The sequence below is a fragment of the Xanthomonas cannabis genome (assembly GCF_040616535.1).
GTDB classification, from domain to species: domain Bacteria; phylum Pseudomonadota; class Gammaproteobacteria; order Xanthomonadales; family Xanthomonadaceae; genus Xanthomonas; species Xanthomonas cannabis.
This window is the reverse complement of sequence record NZ_CP136580.1, coordinates 1,313,031-1,331,603: the sequence shown is the minus strand read 5'-3', so window position 1 is coordinate 1,331,603 and position 18,573 is coordinate 1,313,031. Positions and strand designations below refer to the sequence as shown.

Below are 18,573 nucleotides of genomic sequence, written 5' to 3'. Positions count from 1 at the left end.
AGCACGCCACCGTAGCCCGTAAAAATGACCCCTGCGTGTCGGCCGCATCGCACCGAAAAGACAGCGCGCAGCGATGTCGCCGCGTGCGAAGCAAGAGCTCAGCACTTACCTAGAACTCGGCGGTTGCAATAAAAAACCCCTCTCCCACCGGGAGAGGGGTTGGGGTGAGGGTACGGGGCAAAGCCACTCATGTCTTTCCAAACACACGGGGCTTCGCACGTACCCTCATCCGCCCCTGCGGGGCACCTTCTCCCAGCGGGAGAAGGGTAGCTTCAGCGATCGGACATCGCCCCTCTCCCACCGGGAGAGGGGTTGGGGTGAGGGTACGGGGCAACGCCATTCATGTCGTTCCAAAACACACGGGGCTTCGCACGTACCCTCATCCGCCCCTGCGGGACACCTTCTCCCAACGGGAGAAGCGCAGCTTCAGCGATCGGACATCGCCCCTCTCCCACCGGGAGAGGGGTTGGGGTGAGGGTACGGGGCAAAGCCACCCATCTCGTTCCAAACACTCGGTGCTTCGCACGCACCCTCATCCGCCCCTGCGGGGCACCTTCTCCCAACGGGAGAAGGGTAACTTCAGCGGCCGGCCATCCTTCTTCTCCCAACGGGAAAGGACCAACGCATCACCTACGGCTGCACCACCGTCATCGTGGCCGGCGTACTGCGGCCTACACCACGCAGCTCGGGGCGGTACATGTCTTCCACCAGCGATGGCGGCACCGTGTACGTACCCGGCGAGACTGCGCGCACCAGGTAGTACACCTGCGCCTTGCTGCCCGAGGACAGCGCCAGCGCGGCCACATAGCGGTCGTCGCGGAACTCTTCGTGCTTGACGTCTGCGGCGCTGGAACGCTCGCTGATGCCGATGCCGTCCACCACCACGTCGGCCCATTGTTTGGCATCGCCGAGATTGAAATTCTCGATCTCCAGCCCGGCCGGCAACAGGTCGGTGAGCAAGGCGTCGGGCATGTTGCTGTTGGCGGTGATGGTGACGCGCACGATCAACGCCTCGCCTTCCTTCAAGGCCTGCGGTGTCCACGGCTTGCCGTCGGTGGTGTACCAGCTGCGCTCCACGCTGAGATGGCGCGTGTCCGGCTCCGGTGCGCTGCGCGGGATGCCGGCCACTTCCAGGCTGGCATACATCGGGGCTTCGCCCTGCGGTGCGAACTGCACCCCACGCGCCAGCGCGGCGCTGTCGAAGCTGCGCCCGAACAAACGTGCAGGGGCGATCTGCTGTGCATCGCCGCCGACCGTCAGCGTGCCGGACACCTGCTTGCCCTGCCCCACCATCAGCGCCTTGCCCAGGCGCGCCAGGGCGACCTGTTCCTGCGTGCTCAGCCACAGCCAGCCGGTGGCGCGACGTGCATCCAGTGCGCGCCCGAGTGCCACCGCACGGGTGTCGTACTCGGGCTTGGACAAGCCACGCTCGTGCAACAACGCCATCATCAACGCATCGTCGCGGATCGCGCTGCCGTAATCGCCGAAATATGGCGGCCGCTCGCTGCTGTCCTTGGCAAAGCCGGCCTTGATCGCCGCATCGCCGCGCTTGGTGTCGCCCTGCAGCGACAACGCCACACCCAGATGCACCAGCGACAGGCCGGTCAGCGCCTTGTCGCGCTGGTTGTCGTACAGCGCGCGCAAGGTGCCCAGCGGGGCGCGATTGACGCGCGCCAGGACATAGCCCGACCAGGCTTGATTGGCGAACTTCAGGTTGTCGCGGCGGTCCTGCCCATAGAACTCGTTGCCGCCGGACAACAGGTCTTCGCTCAAACGATTGAGCGCCTTCTGCAGCACGTTGTCGGGCACCGCAAAGCCGGCGTCCTTGGCATCGAGCAGGAACTCGGCGATGTACGGCGTCAGCCCCGGGTTGACGTAGCCATCGTCGCCCCACATCGAAAAATGCCCGCTGGCGATCTGCATCGACGCCAGCCGGCCGAACGCGCCTTCCATGCGCTCGCGGCGCTTGGCCGCTTCCAGCCCCTTGGTCCCCAGCGCCCTGGCGGTGGCATCGTCGAGCAACAGCGCCGCGTAGCCCTTGCTGGTGGTCTGCTCGGCGCAGCCGTACGGGTACTCCAACGCGCCTTGCAGGGCGCTGGCGAACGGAATCGGCGGCAGCGGGCTGACCACCATGCGTGCGGTCACCGACCCGGCCATCAGGCCATCGGCGAAGCTGTTGTCCAGGGCGATCGGCGCCAGCGGGTCGAGCACACGCGTCTGCGCACGCAACACCTGCGGCCAGCCGGCACGTACCGGCAGCTCGTAGCTGCGATCGGCCTTGAAGCCGTTGCCATCCACGCGCACACGCACCTTGGCCACGCTGTAGCCTTCGGTGGCACTCAGCGGAAAGCTCAGCGTCTGCTTGGCGTCCACAGCCAGCTTGACGCTGCGCGCCGCCTCGGCGATGGCGAGCGGGCCGATGCCTTCCACACGCACGTTGAACTCGCCCGGTTTGCCGGTGAAATTCTGCACATCCAGCGTCACCGTGCTGCGGTCGCCCGGGGCCATCACGCGCGGCATGCTGGCCTCGGCCAGGATCGGCGCGCGCACGATGGTTTCCATGTCGCGGTTGCCGTAACGCGTGTCCGAGTACACCAATGCCGACACCCGCAAGGTGCCGTTGAAATCCGGCACCGGTAGTTGCACCCGCGCGTTGCCCTTGGCATCGAGTGTCACCGAGCCGGAGAACAGGTCCACGGTCTGCACGCGCGCGGTCGGGCGCTTGGCCTGCGGCAAGGCTTCCAGTGCCATGTCGCCGCCGAACTTGAGCTTGCCGCTGGCGCCTTCGAAGCTTTCGATCACCCGCCCGTAGATGTCATAGGCATCGGTGCCCAGGCGGCGCTGCGCGAAGAACTGCGCGTTGGCGTCGGGCACCGGGAAACGGGTGATGTTGAGGATGCCTACGTCCACTGCCGAAATGGTCACGTGCGCGGCCTTGCCGGCCAGCTCGGGCACGCTCACCGTCACCGGCAGGGGTTGCTCGGGGCGCATCTGCTTGGGTGCGGACAAGCCCACCGCCACACGCCGTGCCTTGCGGTCCATCGGCACATGCGCAACGCCCACCGCACGCGCGGGGGTGATCTTGCTCGGCGCGGTGCCGCCGCGGAACACCAGCGCGGTGACATAGACGTCGTGCCGCTCCCAGGCTTCCGTGACCGGGAGTTCAAACGTGCTGCCCGGCTTGACGTCGATGTCCTGTACGTACAGCAGCTTGTCACTTTCCACCAGCAGCACGCCCTTGCCGGCATGTGGCGGGGTCAGCGTCACCTTGAGCGTGTCGCCGGCGCGGTAGCCGGTCTTGTACAGCGCCAGCTTGACCTTGTCCGGGCGCGCGTCCAGGCCGCGGTTTTCGTCGTTCCAGCTCCAGCCCGCACGGAACGGGTAACGCGTGGTCAGCCCACTCGCCGGGTCGAACACATCCAGGCGGTATTCGCCCCACTCCACCGGGAAATCGATCTTGGCATTGGCGCTGCCCACGTCCAGCGTGCGCGTGTCCTTGTTCTCGAAGCGGCGGGTGAAGTCGTAATCCCAATGGTTGTCGGTGTAGTTCCAGTGGTAGTCGCGCAGCTCGCGCACCAGGGTGACCTTCAGGCCCTTGGCCGGCTGCGGCTTGCCATCGGCATCCACGCGGGTGATCTCGAAGCGCGCGTTGGCGTTGGCATCGGCGCCGTCTTTGTCGTCGAACAACGGGCGCACACCGACCAGCGCCTTGGCCGGCCACAGCACCCGCTTGAGCGTGCGGGTGACGGTGCGCCCGCCGGTTTCATACACGCTGCCGGAGACCACTGCCGCAATCGTGCTGACCGGCTTGGCCTCGGCCGGCAACGCGATGTCTTCGCGCAGGATGCCGTCGCTGCCGAACTCAGTATCGATCACGTCCTTGGCTTCGCGCGGCAGCTCCAGCGTCGGGTCGCCGAAGAACCAGCCCGGCAACGATTCGAGCGGATGCTGCTCCACGCTGACCGCCAGCTTTGCGGTGAAGCGGTTGCCATCGGCCGGCGCACCGTACAGGTACGCGGCATTGGCCACCAGCTTGAACGGCTGCCCGGCGCCCAGGGTCTTTTGCGTGCTGTCCAGGTCCAGCTTCATGCGCTCGGGCAGGAACTCTTCCACACGCACGGTCATGCCCTGCACGGCGTCCTTGCTGGCCGGGTCGGTGCGGAATTCCACCTGCCAGCGGCCGGTCGGCGCATCGGCCGGAATCTGCTGGGTGAACTCGAAATAGCCCTGCTCGCCGGGCTGCAGTTTGGTCTCGCGGAACGTCTTGCCGTCTGGTTGTTTCAGACGCAGGAACACCGGCTGCGGCTTGGTGGGCTTGCCGTCGTTGTCGCGCAGGATCGCCGAGACCCGCATGGTCTCACCGGGGCGATACAGATCGCGACCTGCCCAGGCAAACACGTCGAACCACGCGCTCTGGCGCCCGGCCACGGCGAACTCGCTCAGATCCAATGCCGGCTGATTGAATGGCAGCAACGACACATCGGTCTTGCTGCGCGCAGTCAGCACATGGCCGGCGTCGAGCGTGTAGTTGAGCAGTGCGTTGCCGTTGCCGTCGGTCGTACCTTTGAGAAACAACTCGCCCTTGGCATCGAGGATGCGCAGTTCCACGTTCTTGATCGGCTCGCCGCTCTGCAACGAGGCGGTGTGCACGAACAGCTTGTCCTTGTAGGCGCGCGTGTGCAGGCCGATGTCGCTGACGGTGAAAAACGCGGTATCGAATTCGTTTTCGAAACTGCCGGCACGCTTCATCACCGCGAAGTACAGGCCCGGCTCCTGCAGCTCCTTGATGTCCTGCGTGGGCAGGTAGGTCAGCACACGCTCGTTCTGCTTGCCGCCCAAAATAAAACGGTTGACGTAGACCGGGTCGGCCAGCTTGGACAGCGGCTCGTTGCCGCTGTACTCGCTTTCCAGATCCCAGCTGCCGCGGCGACCGCCGCGCTGGAACTGCTGGAAGAACGCCGGCAGCGACTTCTCTCGCACGCGCAGGAACTCCACGTCCACTTCCGGCACGTTGACCGACACCACCGGCAGGCCGCGGCTTTCGCGCGCCGGCAACACGCTGCCTTGCGAAGCGAACCCGGCCACAGGCTTGAGTTCGCCGGTGTAGACCTTCTGCTTGAGCGGCTTGCCCAGGCGGCTGCCGTCGGCGGCCAGCAGGTTGGCGTCGACCAGCACCGTATAGTCCTTGGCCGCTTCCACGTAGGGGTAGCGCAGCGTCTTGCCGTCTTCGGACAGCGACCAGCTGCTGTCGCCGGTACCGACCTTTTCTTCGAAGCGCACCAGCGCATCGAAATCCTGCGTGCCCACCAACGGCCGCGAGAATTCCAGCGCCAGCGACAGACCATCGCTGGTCTGGTCGGGATAGGCACGCGCCAGCGCGAAGCCGGTAATGGCCTGCTTGTCAGCCTTGATCGCCTCGCCGCTGGCGGCAGGCAACTGGCCGCTTTCGTTGCGCTTGCAGGCCACCGCGCCAATCGCCACCGTGAGCAGTACCACCCACAGCAACATACGCCGCGTGCCCGATGCCCTCATCCCTGATTCCCGGCTGTCCATTCGTGCTATCCCATGACTGAGACGACCAGTATAGCGACGCACCCAGCCCGCACGCGCTGCGCGGCAGCATAGGCATCACCCCCTGGCGCTGCGCGCCATGCGTCTTGCAGTGGCCTCGGGCAAGGACTCCTGGCGCCCGCTGGATCGGCTGCGCGCAGGCAAGCTGGAGATTCGATGCACCTGTGCTGGACTGGCGGGGATGTCCTCAACAGCCCCTCATCCGCCCTTCGGGCACCTTCTCCCGCACGCGGGAGAAGGAGTGCCAGGGCTGGGTGGACTGGGTCTCGGCCGCCGGCGTGATGCTTGGCACCGCGCGTTGGGTCGCCGTACGCACGCAAGCGACGTACATACCTGTTCGTCGGCTCGCCTGCCTAGTACCCGCGGAAGCTGTGTCGGCACTTGAGCGGTGCCGGCAGCACCAAAAAGCTCGTCGATCCCCGCTCTCCCACTGGTGGGAAAAGGTGCCCGATGGGCGGACGAGGGACGGCTCACTCCATTACGAACGCGCACACCAGCTGTGCCACCAACACCATGAAGCTCAAGCCGTTCCTTCTCCCGTCAACGGGAGAAGGTGCCCGAAGGGCGGACGAGGGACGGCTCACGCCGTTACGAACGCTCACACCAGCCGTGCCACCAACGCCATGAAGCACAAAACGTTCCTTCTCCCGTAGACGGGAGAAGGTGCCCGAAGGGCGGATGAGGGGCGGTTCACACCATTACGAACGCTCACACCAGCCGTGCCACCAACGCCATGAAGCACAAAACGTTCCTTCTCCCGTAGACGGGAGAAGGTGCCCGAAGGGCGGATGAGGGGCGGTTCACACCATTACGAACGCTCACACCAGCCGTGCCACCAACGCCATGAAGCACAAAACGTTCCTTCTCCCGTCAACGGGAGAAGGTGCCCGAAGGGCGGATGAGGGGCGGTTCACGCCATTACGAACGCTCACACCAGCTGTGCCAGCAACACCATGAAGCGCAAGCCGTTCCTTCTCCCGTCGACGGGAGAAGGTGCCCGAAGGGCGGATGAGGGACGGTTCACGCCATTACGAACGCTCACACCAGCCGTACCACCAACACCATGAAGCGCAAGCCGTTCCTTCTCCCGTCAACGGGAGAAGGTGCCCGAAGGGCGGATGAGGGGCGGTACACGCCGCTGCCCCAGACCAATGACCCGGCGTAGGACCAACAGCACCAACTACCCAAGCGCCTTGCTGGCAACGCCGCGGCACGCGTCTCAGCGCAGCAGCTGGCGCATGTACAACGCAATGAACGTCGGCTTGTCCAGACGCAGGCACGCCTGCACGTTCGGTATGCCTGACCCTTCGCGGGTATAGCCCTGTGCATCGACATCCAGATGCAGCGGCGTGGTCGGGCACAGCGCCGGGCTCAGCAGCCAGGCGACCGGTACCGCGTCGAACACCGTCGGCGTGGCATTGGCCCAGGGCTGGTCGGTGTTGCGCCACTGGTAATACAGCTGGGTGAGCGCATCGGTGAGTCCATCGCCATGCGCGAACAAGGCGATACGCTCGGGTTCTTCCAGCGTGATCTGCGTAGCATCCAGCGGCAGCAACACGATCGGCACGCCGGCCGCGAACACGCGTTGCGCCGCCGGCACATCGGAGAGGATGTTGTACTCCGGCGCCGGTGCGCTGGCCGGCCGATAGGCAGACTTGCCGTAACCCACCCGCACCGAGCCGCCCATCGCCACGATGCGCTTGAGCTTGGCAAAGCCGGCCGGGTCGCGCTGCTGCGCCAACGCTGCATCGGTCATCGGCCCCAGCACCAGCAAGGTGACCTCGCCCGGGTGCCGGCGCGCCTGCTGCAGGATCATTGCCGCCGCATCCGGCAGCTTGCCGGGCAACTGTTCCTTGGCGGCCCAGCGTGCCTGGCTGAAGGCAATGGTGCTGGTCGTGCGTGCCCCCACCGCCAATGGAATCTCGCTGCGCCCGGCCTGCTGCAACAACCGCTGCAACAGCTGCGCACGCAACGTGGTGTCGCCCCATGCCGATGCGATACCCAGCACCTGCAACTGCGGGCTGCGCAACAGCAGCCCCAGCGCAAACGCATCGTCGATGTCGTCGCCAATGTCGGTGGAGACCACCAGCAGCTCGGTGGCCGCGGGCGGTTGCGTGGCCCGCGCTGTCGTCGCCGCAGCCGCCTGCGCCTGCGCCTGCGCCTGCGCCACGGCAGCCGCACAGCACAACACAGCAATCAACCACGCATTTCGAATGATCCGCCGCATGCATCTACTCCTGCCGCCATAAAAAAACCGCCGGCATGTTGGCCGGCGGTTCGATAGTGCTACACCACAACGCCGATCAGAAGTTGGCGCGGAACTGCGCGCCAACGATGCGCGGGTCGTTGATGAAGCCGGTGAGGTTGTTGAAGTCGATCGCACCGGTCACGCGGATCTGGTTGGAGCAGTTGCGGCAGAACACCGACAACTCGTATGCACCCGCGCCCCAGGTGTAGCCGATCTTGGCGCCGCCCTCGACCAGCGGCTGGCCGGTGAACTCACGCGAGTCGTACAGGAAGAAGTTCACTTCGCTGCGGTAGGACCAGTCGGTGTAGAAGAACAGCTCGCCGTCGTTGCCCATCGGGATGCCGTAACGCAGCGTCGCGTTGGCCATCCACTTGGCCGCCTGCGGCAGGTCGTTGCCGTCGATCAGCGCGCGGCCGGCCGCGTTGAGCGGGTCGGTCACGGTGCAGGTGCGGCACACGCCCACCGACAGGCTCGGGTCGTCGATGCGGGTCCAGTTGTAGGCGCCGCCAGCGGTGACGCGCAGGTTCTGGGTGATCAACGCTTCGAAGTCGAACTCGGCACCGCGCGCCTTGGTCTTGTCGGCATTGAGCAGGCGCACGTCGTTGGATTCGCCGCCCACTGCGGTGAGCTGCTGGTTCTTGACCCGGAAATCGTAGATGTCGAAGCTCAGGCGCGCACGGTTGTCGAACAGATCCGACTTGATGCCAATCTCGAACGAATCCACCGTCTCCGGCTCGGCCACGGTCAGCGGCGCGGTGCCCGAGGGCACGCCGAAGCTGGCGCCACGGAAACCGCGCGCCGCACGGGCGTACACGTTGACGTCGTCGTTGATGGAGAACGTCGCGGCCAGATCGCCGGTGACCTTGGAGTTATCTGTCTCGCCGCTGGACGGCTCGACCAGGGTGACGCGGTCCAGCGCCAGCACGTCGAAGGTCTTCTTGTCGTAGGTGTAGCGGATGCCGGCGCGCAGGTTCAACCGGTCGGTGGCCGCATAGTTCAGCGAGCCGAATGCCGCCCATGAGGTATTGCGCTGGCGGGTCAACTGGTAGCTGGCCAGGTCGCCGCCGCTGAAGGTGTTGTAGGTGTAGTTTTCGCCTTCCACATCGTCGTGGAAGTAGTACAGGCCGGCCTGCCAGTTGAGTGGGCCCTCGTACTGCGATTCGGCACGCACTTCCTGGCTGTACTGGTCCAGGCTCTTGATGCCGCCGGCGGTTTCCACCGGGAACGGAATCACGCCCGGGCCGGACGGCGGTGCGAACACCGCGCCGAAGCCGCCGTCGATATCGCCACGGCTGTAGTACTTGCCGATGCCTTCGTACGCGGTGATCGAGTGCAGCGCGATATCGCCCAGGTCCCAGGTCAGGTTGGCGCTGCCGCCATAGGTCTGCAGTTCCTGGGTGTTGGCGCCGTCGATGAAGGATTTTTCTTCGTCGAAGCCATCCACCAGCTGATTGGTGCCGGGCTGGATGATGTTGGCGCGGAACAGCCGCGCAGTGCCGTCCAGATGGCGTGCATGCGCGTTGAACAACGCGCTGAAATCGTCGCTGGCCTGGTACAGCAGCTGCAGACGCACGGCCGAGTCGGTATAGCCTTCCAGATCGCGGCCGTCGCGGTTTTCCACCCAATCGTCGCGGCGCTGGCCCAAGGTGGACAGACGCGCTGCCCAATGGTCGCCCATCGCGATGCTCAGGCCGCTTTCCAGGGTCATGGTGCCGTAGGTGCCGTACGACAGGCTGGCGTAGCCGTCATTGGCGCCGATGGTCGGCTTGACCGAGTTGAACTTGACCACGCCGGCCGGCGTGTTGCGGCCGAACAGCGTGCCCTGCGGGCCGCGCAGCACTTCCAGGCCTTCCAGATCGAAGATCGGGAAGCCCTTCAAAAACGCGTTTTCCTGCACCACGTCGTCATAGATCAACGACACCGGCTGCGACGCGTAGGTGTTGAAGTCGGTGTTGCCGTAGCCGCGGATATACACGCGCGGGAACACACGGCCGTTGGACGATTCGATGTTGAGGCTCGGCGCCTTGCCGGCCAGCACGCGGATGTCCGAGCCGCTGGTGGAAATGGCATCGAGAAATTCCGGGCGCAGCACGCTGGCGGAAACCGGCACATCCTTGGAGTCTTCCGAGCGACGCTCGACCGTGACCTTGACCGCATCCAGACGCACGACACCGTCGTCGCTGGGCGCCTGCTGTGCAGCAGCGTGAAACGGAAGAAGCGAAACGACGGCAACGGCAAGCGCGCTGATCTTGAGCGACCGGCTAGCTGACATGGGAAGCACTCCAAATTCTGGTGGCGGGGCGGCCTGGCCTGCATGCCGCGGTGCAACAGAATTAACACGATTTACACAAATATGGCAGAGCCCGTACGGAAAAGTTTCCATAATTCGCATTGGCGTTCTAATTAATGCAACACGGGCGTGCAATTTGTGCGTCGGAGCCCTGTCAGTCTCAGAGGCGGTCCGTGGCCGGCAACTGCCAACTTCGGCATTCACATGGTCGGCTACACAAGTCGCGACCCAGCCGCATCGCTAGGAGCACGCCCTGGCATGACAAGACGTCAGGGGACGCGCCCCTGCACCAGCACCTTACCGATTCGGAAGCGCACCCGCCGCGCCATCGCGACACTCGACCCGGACGGCGCACCGAAGCCCTGGACATGACAACTACGGCGCAAATCTACGCAGCCGCGTTGTCCATCCCGAACATGCGCACCTGCCGCAAGCACACCACCCGTGCCAGCTTCTGCTCACTCGCCTTCGGCGATGCCGCCGGGCACCCGCACCCAACCCTCCATCAGCACGCGCGCACTGCGGCTCATCAGCGCCTTGGTCACCTGCCACTGCCCATCGACCTGTGTTGCCTCGGCGCCCACGCGCAAGGTGCCGGACGGATGCCCGAAGCGCACCGCCGAGCGGGCCGCGCCGCCGGCCGCCAGGTTGACCAAGGTGCCCGGCACCGCCGCAGCGGTGCCAATCGCCACCGCTGCGGTGCCCATCATCGCGTGGTGCAATTTGCCCATCGACATCGCACGCACCAGCAGATCGATCTCGGCCGCGTGCACCGGCTTGCCGCTGGAGGCGGTGTAGTCGGCCGGCGGCGCCACGAAGGCCACCTTGGGCGTGTGCTGCCGCGTCGCGGCGTCTTCCACCTTCGCAATCAAACCCATCCGCACCGCGCCATGCGCGCGCAAGGTTTCGAACATGATCAACGCACGCGGGTCGCCATTGATGGCCTCCTGCAACTCGGTGCCGGTGTAGCCCAGATCGCGCGCATTGACGAAGATGGTCGGAATGCCCGCATTGATCAGCGTGGCATCCAGCGTGCCCAGCCCGGGAATCTCCAATCGATCGATGAGATTGCCCGTGGGGAACATCGCCCCACCCTCGCCTTCGGGGTCATCGGCCGGGTCGAGAAATTCCAGCTGCACCTCGGCCGCCGGGAAGGTCACCCCATCCAGTTCGAAGTCGCCGGTTTCCTGCACCAGCCCATCGGTCATCGGCACATGCGCCACGATCGTCTTGCCGATATTGGCCTGCCAGATCCGCACCGTGGCCATGCCATCGCGCGGAACGCGTGTGGCGTCGATCAATCCGCTGGCAATCGCGAACGGCCCCACCGCTGCGGAAAGATTGCCGCAGTTGCCACTCCAATCCACGAACGCGCTATCGATGGACACCTGCCCGAACAGATAGTCCACATCGTGCCCATCACGCGTACTGGCAGAGACGATCACACTCTTGCTGGTGCTCGAGGTCGCCCCGCCCATGCCATCGATCTGCTTGGCATACGGATCCGGGCTGCCGATCACCCGAAGCAACAGCGCGTCGCGTGCAGCGCCCGGCTGCTGCGCGGCCTCCGGCAGATCCTGCAGGCGGAAAAACACGCCCTTGCTGGTGCCGCCACGCATGTAGGTAGCGGGGATACGGAGTTGGGGGAAATGGGTCATGGGAGGCCAGGATTAGGGATTAAAGCGGCAGTGCGATGGCAGCAGCCAGTGACGTTAGTGCGCTTGCGGTGCAGATCTCGCTTTCAACGAATCCCGATTCCCGACTCCCGATTCCCGGCTCTCCAGAAAATCCTGCGCAAACCGTTGCAGCACACCACCGGCCTCGTAGATCGATACTTCCTCTGCAGTATCCAGCCGGCACGTGACCGGCACCTGCAGCTGCTCGCCGTTGCGCCGGTGGATCGAGAGTGTCAGCGTGGCCCCCGGCGTGCGCTGGCCGGTGACGTCGAAGGTTTCGCTACCATCGATGCCAAGTGTCTTGCGATCGCTGCCCGGCTTGAACTCCAGTGGTAGCACGCCCATGCCGATCAGGTTGGTGCGGTGGATCCGTTCGAAGCCTTCGGCCATGATCACCTCCACACCGGCCAGACGCACGCCTTTGGCTGCCCAGTCGCGCGAGGAGCCCTGCCCGTAATCGGCACCGGCAACGATGATCAACGGCTGCTTGCGGGTCATGTAGGTTTCGATGGCCTCCCACATGCGCATGACCTGCCCTTCCGGCTCCAGCCGCGCCAGCGAGCCTGCCGTGACCTGCCCATCGATCACGGCCATTTCGTTGATCAATTTGGGATTGGCGAAGGTGGCGCGCTGCGCGGTGAGATGGTCGCCGCGATGGGTGGCGTATGAATTGAAATCCTCCTCGGGCACGCCCATGTGCGCGAGGTACTCGCCAGCCGCACTGCCGGCCTGAATCGCATTGGACGGCGACAGATGATCGGTGGTGATGTTGTCGCCGAGCACGGCCAGCGGCCGCATGCCGTGCAGGCTGCGCGCCCCTGCCAATGCGCCCTCCCAGTACGGCGGGCGGCGAATGTAGGTGCTGGTCGGGCGCCAGTCGTACAACGGGCTCACGCTGATGCCCTGCCCACTGCTGCGCTGAAACATCGGGTCGTACACGCGACGGAAGTGCTCAGGCTTGACGCTGCGCGCCACCACCGCGTCGATCTCCGCATCGCTCGGCCACAGATCCTTGAGCGTTACCGACACGCCATCGGCATCGATGCCCAGCACGTCCTTTTCGATATCGAAGCGCACGGTTCCGGCGATTGCATAGGCGATCACCAACGGCGGCGAGGCGAGAAACGCCTGCTTGGCATACGGGTGGATGCGCCCGTCGAAATTGCGGTTGCCCGACAGCACCGCAGTGGCATACAGATCGCGGTCGATGATTTCCTGCTGGATGGTTGGGTCGAGCGCACCGCTCATGCCATTGCAGGTGGTGCAGGCGAACGCCACGATGCCGAAGCCCAGCTGTTCCAGTTCGCTCAATAAACCGGCTTCTTCCAGGTACAGCTGCACTGCCTTGGAACCCGGCGCCAGCGAACTCTTCACCCACGGCTTGCGGGTCAAGCCACGCGCGTTGGCATTGCGTGCCAGCAGACCGGCCGCGATGACGTTGCGCGGGTTGGAGGTGTTGGTGCACGAGGTGATTGCCGCAATGATCACCGCGCCATCGGGCATCTGCCCCGGCACTTCGTCCCAGGCGCCGGCAATGCCGCGCGCAGCCAGCTCGCTGGTGGCCACGCGCTTGTGCGGGTTAGAGGGCCCGGCCATGTTGCGCACCACGCTGGACAGATCGAACTGCAGCACGCGCTCATACTGTGCGGTGGCCAGATCGTCGGCCCACAGCCCGGTATGGCGTGCATAGTTCTCCACCAATGCCACCTGCGCGTCGTCGCGCCCGGTGAGCCGCAGGTAGTCGATGGTCTGCTGATCGATGTAGAACATCGCCGCGGTCGCGCCGAATTCCGGCGTCATGTTGGAAATGGTGGCGCGGTCGCCGATGGTCAGCGCACTGGCGCCTGCACCATAGAATTCGAGATAGGCGCCCACCACGCGTTGCTGGCGCAGGAATTCGGTCAAGGCCAGCACGATATCGGTGGCAGTCATTCCCGGTGCCGGACGCCCGGTAAGTTCCACGCCGATGATGTCCGGCAGGCGCATCCACGAGGCGCGTCCCAACATCACGTTTTCTGCCTCCAGGCCGCCCACGCCCACTGCGATGACGCCCAACGCATCCACATGCGGAGTGTGGCTATCGGTGCCCACGCAGGTATCCGGAAACGCCACGCCGTCCAGCGTGTAGATCACCGGCGACATCTTCTCCAGGTTGATCTGATGCATGATCCCGTTGCCCGGCGGAATCACTTCCATGTTCTCGAACGCGCGCTTGGTCCATTCGATGAAATGGAAGCGGTCGGCATTGCGACGGTCTTCCACGCCGCGGTTCTTGACAAAGGCCTGCCTGTCGAAGCCGGCGTATTCCACCGCCAGCGAGTGATCGACGATCAGCTGCACCGGCACCACCGGATTGACCTGCGCCGGATCGCCGCCCTGCTCGGCAATCGCATCACGCAGTCCGGCAAGATCCACCAAGGCTGTCTGGCCCAGGATGTCGTGGCAGACCACGCGCGCCGGAAACCACGGGAAATCCAGCTCGCGCTTGCGCTCGATCAGTTGGCGCAGATACGCCTCCAGCATCTGCGGCTCGGCGCGCCGCACCAGATTTTCCGCGTGCACGCGTGCGGTGTACGGCAAGCCTGCATATGCACCGGGCTGCAACGCATCCACGGCGGCTCGTGCATCGAAGTAATCCATCGCGGTGCCCGGCAAGGGCTTGCGGTACTGGCTATTCATGGCTGGCGATATCACAAGGCGGGCGGGGTCTATTGCTGTTGCTGTTGCTGTTGCTGTTGCTGTTGCTGTTGCTGTTGCTGTTGCTGTTGCTGTTGCTGTTGCTGTTGCTGTTGCTGTTGCTGTTGCTGTTGCTGTTGCTGCTCGTATTCCCGCTCACCACGTGCCACTCGCCACGCTCCCTTCTCCCGCAACGCGGGAGAAGGTGCCCGAAGGGCGGATGAGGGCCGCTCGCAAGTGGCACTTTTCAGACGCGCTGATCCAACGGCACAAACACCTGATCTTCCGGCCCGGTGTAATTGGCCGAAGGCCGAATGATCTTGCCATCCACGCGCTGCTCGATGACGTGCGCACTCCAGCCCGCCGTGCGTGCCAGCACGAACAGCGGGGTGAACATCGCTGTCGGCACACCCATCATGTGGTAGCTCACTGCACTGAACCAGTCCAGATTCGGGAACATCTTCTTGATGTCCCACATCACGCTTTCCAGACGCTCGGCGATGTCGTACATCTTGCGGCTGCCCTGCTCCTCGGACAGCTCGCGCGCCACGTCCTTGATCACCTTGTTGCGCGGGTCGGACACGGTGTACACCGGATGCCCGAAGCCGATCACCACTTCCTTGCGCTCCACACGTGCCTTGATGTCCGCCTCGGCTTCGTCCGGCGTGTCGTAGCGCTTCTGCACCTCGAAGGCCACCTCGTTGGCGCCGCCATGCTTGGGACCGCGCAACGCGCCGATACCACCGGCAATGGCGCTGTACATATCGCTGCCGGTACCGGCAATCACGCGGCTCGCAAACGTGGAGGCATTGAATTCGTGCTCGGCGTACAAGATCAGGCTGGTGTGCATTGCGCGCACCCACGAATCCTTCGGCGCAAAGCCATGCAGCAGGTGCAGGAAATGCCCACCGATGGAGTCGTCGTCGGTCTCCACCTCGATGCGCTTGCCGTTGTGGCTGTAGTGATACCAGTACAGCAGCATCGAACCGAGCGAGGCCATCAACTTGTCCGCGATATCGCGCGCACCGGGATGGTTGTGATCGTCCTTTTCCGGCTGCAGGCAGCCCAGCACCGACACACCGGTGCGCATCACATCCATCGGGTGCGCGGATGGCGGCAGCTGTTCCAGCGCGGTTTTCACCGCCGCCGGCACACCACGCAACGAGCGCAGCTTGGCCTTGTAGCCGCGCAACTCGCCGCTGTTGGGCAACTTGCCGTGCACCAGCAGGTAGGCGATCTCCTCGAACTCGCTGGTGGTGGCCAGGTCCAGGATGTCGTACCCGCGATAATGCAGATCGTTGCCGCTGCGCCCCACCGTGCACAGCGCGGTGTTGCCTGCGGCAGTGCCTGACAGTGCGACGGATTTTTTCGGCTTGAAACCGGGAATGGCAGTGTCGTTCATGCGATGAGCTCCAAAGCTGTGGCGTGTTGCAATGTCACGAAGGATTGACCAGATGGACCCAGCAAGCGGCGATCATGCGCCCTTGCGCGCAAACAACGCGTCCAGGCGCTGTTCGTAGCCGTGATAGCCGATGCGCTCATAGAGTTCTTCGCGGGTCTGCATCGTTTCCAGCACGGCCTGCTGGTGGCCATCGCGCCGAATCGCCGTATAGACCGCCTCGGCGGCCTTGTTGGCTGCACGGAACGCCGACAGCGGGAACAGCTGGATCGCCACACCGGCCTGCGCAAGTTGGTCGCGCGTGAACAGCGGGGTCTTGCCGAACTCGGTGATGTTGGCCAGCACCGGCACTTTCACTGCATCGACAAAGCGCGTGTAGGTCTCCAGGTCGTAGGCGGCCTCGGCAAAGATGCCGTCGGCGCCCGCGTCCACGCAGGCGATGGCGCGTTCGATCGCTGCATCCACCCCTTCCATCTGGATGGCGTCGGTGCGTGCAATCAAGAAAAACGCCGGATCGGTCTTGGCATCGGCTGCCGCCTTGACCCGGTCGACCATCTCGCCCTGGCTCACGATCTCCTTACCCGGCCGATGCCCGCAACGCTTGGCGCCAACCTGGTCTTCGATATGGCAACCGGCCGCGCCGGCCTTGATCAGCGACTTGATGGTGCGCTCGATATTGAAGGCACTCGGCCCGAAGCCGGTATCCACATCCACCAGCAGCGGCAGTTCGCACACGTCGGTGATGCGGCGCACATCGACCAGCACGTCTTCCAGCGTGTTGATCCCCAGATCCGGCAAGCCCAGCGAGCCAGCCGCCACGCCGCCGCCGGACAGGTAGATGGCCTGGTAGCCCGCACGCTGGGCCAGTAGCGCGTGGTTGGCATTGATCGCACCGATCACCTGCAGCGGCGACTCGGCAGCCAGCGCTGCGCGAAAGCGCGCGCCGGCAGAGGCTGGATAGGAGGACGTCATGACAGTTCCCTGGATGAGATGGTTAGCTGGTCAGCAAACGTCGTGCCAATCGCAATTGTCTGATTCTGCTACGAACCGAAGACACTATTGTTGCGGCTTTGGAACTTTTGGAACATCATGAAACATGACGAAACAGCTCGACTTCCCGCGCCGCTCCAGCACCTCCGATGCGACCGGCACCTCTCTGCCGGTGATCTGGACCGTCAGCGTGTCCCGACTGACCGGGCTGCTCGCCGACGTCATCCCCGAGTTCGACCAGCGCGCGCGCATCGAGCAGATCAACCTCGGCTTTGCCGAAGCGGTGGAGGTCATCGGCCAGCGACTGCGCCGCGAACGCTGCGACGCCCTGGTGGCCGGCGGCTCCAACGCCGCCTATCTGCGCAGCCGCCTGGCATTGCCACTGGCACCAATCCAGGCGACCGGGTTCGACCTGATGGAAGCGCTGGCGCGCGCGCGCCGCATCGCCCCGCGCATCGGCGTGGTGACCCATGCCAGCGACGTCCCGTCGTTTCATGCCTTCCAGACCAGTTTCGACCTGGATATCGAGCACCGCCGATTCGTCACTGCCGAGGACGCGCGCGATTGCATTGCCGACCTGCGCGCCGCCGGTATCCAGGTCATCGTGGGCACCGGCATGGCGATCGATTTCGCCGAACAGGCCGGGCTGCCCGGCGTGCTGCTGTATTCGGCAGGGTCGGTGCGTCAGGCGCTGGAGCAGGCCATCGCACTGGGCACGGCATCGAGCCGGGAGCGGCCCTCCGCGCGTAGTCACTCAAGGCGCCCCCGACGTAGCGATGCGCTGCTTGGCGACGCCGCCGCCATGGCGCAGGTGCGTGCCTTGGTGCAGCTGTATGCCCCGCATGCCGGCACCGTGCTGATCAGCGGCGAAACCGGCACCGGCAAGGAATTGGTCGCCCGACAACTGCATGCCGGCAGCCGTCGACGCGGCCGTTTCGTGGCAATCAATTGCGCGGCCATCAGCGAATCGTTGCTGGAGGCAGAGCTGTTCGGCTATAGCGATGGCGCCTTCACCGGTGCCCGCCGCGGCGGGCACACCGGCCTGATCGAAGCCGCGCAGGATGGCACGCTGTTCCTCGACGAAATCGGCGAATTGCCCATGCCGTTGCAGACACGGCTCTTACGCGTATTGGAAGAACGCGAAGTGTTGCGCGTTGGCGCAACCCTGCCCGTCGCAATCGACGTGCGCGTGGTGGCCGCCAGCCTGCAGGCGCTGCACGCGCTGGTCGAACAAGGGCGATTCCGTCGCGACCTGTTCTACCGCCTGGCAGCGTTACGCATCGCGCTGCCCCCCTTGCGTCAGCGCCCCGACGACATCGCACTGCTGCTGGCGCATTACTTCCAGCAACTTGGCAATATCGCCTCGCCGCTGTCGGAGGCTGCATTGCAACGACTGCAACTACACACCTGGCCCGGCAACGTGCGCGAGCTGCGCAACCTGGTCGAACGCCTGTGCATCCACTGGAAGGCGCAGGCGCACGAGAGCCTGAGCCTTGAGCAACTGCATTGGTGGGCACCGGAATTGTTCGACACGCAGATCGGCGATACCGCAGCGACATCCGCACGCAGCGACCTGGCGGCGTCCCGCCTGCAGCTCACCGCTGCCGCCGTCCGCGCGGCGCTCGATCGCGCAAACGGCAATCGCGCCCTCGCCGCACAGGCGCTCGGCGTTTCGCGCACGACACTGTGGCGCTGGATGCAGGCGCAAGCTACCTAGAAAACG

9 protein-coding genes are annotated in these 18,573 nt (G+C 64.9%); 2 read left to right on the top strand and 7 right to left on the bottom strand.

The annotated features are described in order from the left end of the window. Positions 1-630 precede the first annotated feature (630 nt). The 5 genes from RZV17_RS05730 to acnD form a co-directional block, all read right to left on the bottom strand. On the bottom strand, positions 631-5,532 hold the full coding sequence (locus RZV17_RS05730; protein WP_355607829.1) for an alpha-2-macroglobulin: 4,902 nt from the start codon (positions 5,530-5,532) through the stop codon (positions 631-633). A gap of 1,258 nt (positions 5,533-6,790) precedes the next feature. Beyond that, positions 6,791-7,768, bottom strand: coding sequence for a nucleoside hydrolase (locus tag RZV17_RS05725; RefSeq protein ID WP_355609201.1), 978 nt, complete (start codon positions 7,766-7,768; stop codon positions 6,791-6,793). A 106-nt stretch (positions 7,769-7,874) separates the two neighbouring features. Continuing rightward, complete coding sequence (locus RZV17_RS05720; RefSeq protein ID WP_355607826.1) at positions 7,875-10,091, bottom strand: TonB-dependent receptor domain-containing protein; 2,217 nt, start codon at positions 10,089-10,091, stop codon at positions 7,875-7,877. Positions 10,092-10,567: 476 nt separating this feature from the next. After that, positions 10,568-11,767, bottom strand: coding sequence for a 2-methylaconitate cis-trans isomerase PrpF (gene prpF / locus RZV17_RS05715; RefSeq protein ID WP_355607823.1), 1,200 nt, complete (start codon positions 11,765-11,767; stop codon positions 10,568-10,570). A gap of 54 nt (positions 11,768-11,821) precedes the next feature. Beyond that, positions 11,822-14,464, bottom strand: coding sequence for a Fe/S-dependent 2-methylisocitrate dehydratase AcnD (acnD, locus tag RZV17_RS05710; RefSeq protein WP_355607820.1), 2,643 nt, complete (start codon positions 14,462-14,464; stop codon positions 11,822-11,824). Between the two features lie 32 nt (positions 14,465-14,496). Between acnD and RZV17_RS05705 the strand changes: the two genes are divergently transcribed. Next, a complete protein-coding gene (locus tag RZV17_RS05705; RefSeq protein WP_355607817.1) occupies positions 14,497-14,685 on the top strand; it encodes a hypothetical protein in 189 nt (62 codons plus the stop codon). A gap of 23 nt (positions 14,686-14,708) precedes the next feature. Here the strand turns inward: RZV17_RS05705 and prpC are convergent, their stop codons facing one another. Both prpC and prpB read right to left on the bottom strand, forming a co-directional pair. Continuing rightward, entirely contained in the window at positions 14,709-15,863 is a 1,155-nt protein-coding gene (gene prpC, locus RZV17_RS05700) for a 2-methylcitrate synthase (RefSeq protein ID WP_047695436.1), read from the bottom strand. 72 nt (positions 15,864-15,935) lie between these two features. Then, a complete protein-coding gene (prpB, locus tag RZV17_RS05695) occupies positions 15,936-16,832 on the bottom strand; it encodes a methylisocitrate lyase (protein WP_355607813.1) in 897 nt (298 codons plus the stop codon). 124 nt (positions 16,833-16,956) lie between these two features. Here prpB and prpR point away from each other — a divergent pair, with 124 nt between their 5' ends. Further along, positions 16,957-18,567: a propionate catabolism operon regulatory protein PrpR gene (gene prpR, locus RZV17_RS05690; protein WP_355607810.1), complete on the top strand. Its 1,611-nt coding sequence runs from the start codon at positions 16,957-16,959 to the stop codon at positions 18,565-18,567. The last annotated feature ends 6 nt before the right edge of the window (positions 18,568-18,573 follow it).